Genomic DNA, 1888 nt, shown 5'->3' with positions numbered 1-1888 from the left:
ACCGGCAAGAGCCGTTTGAAACCGAGAATGTGTTTGCGGCGGTGGAGATCAAGTTCCCGGGTGATTGGGCAGTTTCAAAACAAATGAAAAGGTACGTGACCCTCATGACACCTGAGACGGGAATAAATCCGGCGAAAATTGGCAAGGAAAAAGTGGCGTTGCTTAGGGTTCCGGAAGACTGCGTGGGTTTTAAAGCAGAAGAGAAGAATTCCTCGATGAAAGGTAATAAAAATAGGAGGTAAGCGTGAGCACTATTCATAGACTGTTTAACGAAGAAGAGCGTGATGAGTTTATTGCAGAGCTTAAGGAATGGCCCAACACCGATTGGGGTACAGATGAGGTCGCCCGGCATAGCGTAAGCCCCCTTCATCAGCTTCTACTTCCCCCCCAACTCCGACAACCAAGTCGATATCGCCCTGCTGATGGTTGATATTCACGAAGCCTTCGAACGCCTGCTTGGTCATCCTTACACCATGACCATGCACGAAGACACAGATCGTCCGCACCCTTACCCCGAGGAGGAGTTCGACCTTCGCATGCAAGCGATGGATGTCGATGCAAACGATTACTTCGAATTCTGGTTTACCGACGAAGCAAACCATGCCAGTTCACCCACAACATCGGGCCATTTCTGGCGTAGCAGGCACGAAGGTACCGGGAAAAAATCGGCTTACTCCTGGGTTGTTTTCTATTACCGCTGGCAATGGTGGCAGGACAATCGCGATGCCTGGCGACAGTTCGTCCTCAAGACCATTGACCTGCTCAAGGCTCACCAGGTCTACAGCGGCTTCGCCATGGCCAATCCAATGGAATATGGCACCCGGGCGGAAGTCACTACCTGGGAGCGAGCGCTTATGCCAGCTTTCTACGGACTTGATATCGAATATGCCTATGGCATGGACGACGAATTGCCTAACGGCATCCGCCCGCCCACTTGGGCCTTCCTGCTCGCCGATCACTGGCGAGAAAAGCTCGACCTGACCCGCGAACAGGTACGTAGCGCACTCGCTCACCCCCGCATCAACGTCATCGAACTGCACAGCGGCCAGTGGATTGAGCTGGGCGAACAGCCCAAGTTGTACCCTGTCGAACTCGGCGTGCCGGAACTGCCCATGCTCTTGAACAGACTGCTCAAGCCCATCCGTTACGACGATCTGGGATTACTCGGCTTCGGCCAATGGGACGGTGATCCGAATGAGCGCTTTACCGACGCCGACAGCCGCCGCTGGATGGCACGTTTCGATACCGACAGCGACTGGCCCACGCCAGCATCGCGATTGGGCACACCCAAGCCAACGGCTCCCGCGCAAAACTCTGCGCCGCTGAGCATCATTGCGGGCATGCCATGCACCCAAGCCGGCTGGTGGCTTGTCCCGGGGGTCGCTGATTCACGTCGCGAATTCAAGCAAGGCGAAATCCTGCCCGTGCTCACCTCGCAACCCAGTGAAAGGCTGACGCTTTGGCAACGCGACTCCGACCAAACGCCCCCGGAACCCGCCCGGCACGCCAGCAGCCACGAAGCCGCTCCCCGCGCCGGCCGCTGGGAAATGGAGGCGGATCGCTGCGTGGAGTGCACCGTCCGGCTGAACGAACGGCTGCCGTTACATCAAGGCCAAAAGGTGCGCTGGTTATGGACTGTCAGCGGCATGCGCGCCCGTAGCGGCGAAACCTGCCCGTATCCAGGGAAATGGGTGTGTGACTACAAACCCGGTACCGAACGGCTATTCGATTACGCCGCCCTGATGCCGCACGTGGACGGTGAAAAAGTTGTCTGGCGCTGGTTAGGGCTGGTGCAGAGATGAGTGTCGACTGATGCCTGTCCCTCTAACCCCTGCCGTCGCGCGGATCATCGACGGTGCCTATCGCGCCTATCGGGCAAACCAGGCTT

Annotated in this window: 1 protein-coding gene and 1 pseudogene; both read left to right on the top strand. The window is 57.3% G+C overall.

Features of this window, described 5'->3' with window-relative positions:
- Nucleotides 1-242 (top strand): annotated as a pseudogene (locus E1K68_RS27460) (VRR-NUC domain-containing protein); the annotation flags it as partial.
- A gap of 180 nt (nt 243-422) precedes the next feature.
- Nucleotides 423-1802, top strand: a complete 1380-nt coding sequence (locus tag E1K68_RS27455) for a type VI immunity family protein (protein ID WP_244858949.1) — start codon at nt 423-425, stop codon at nt 1800-1802.
- Nucleotides 1803-1888 lie beyond the last annotated feature (86 nt).

Origin of the sequence: Pseudomonas sp. B2021, assembly GCF_018135665.1 — a bacterium.
In the GTDB taxonomy this organism is placed as follows: Bacteria; Pseudomonadota; Gammaproteobacteria; order Pseudomonadales; family Pseudomonadaceae; genus Aquipseudomonas; species Aquipseudomonas lactis.
The sequence above is the reverse complement of the archived record's forward strand: the minus strand, read 5'-3'. Positions and strand labels throughout refer to the sequence as shown.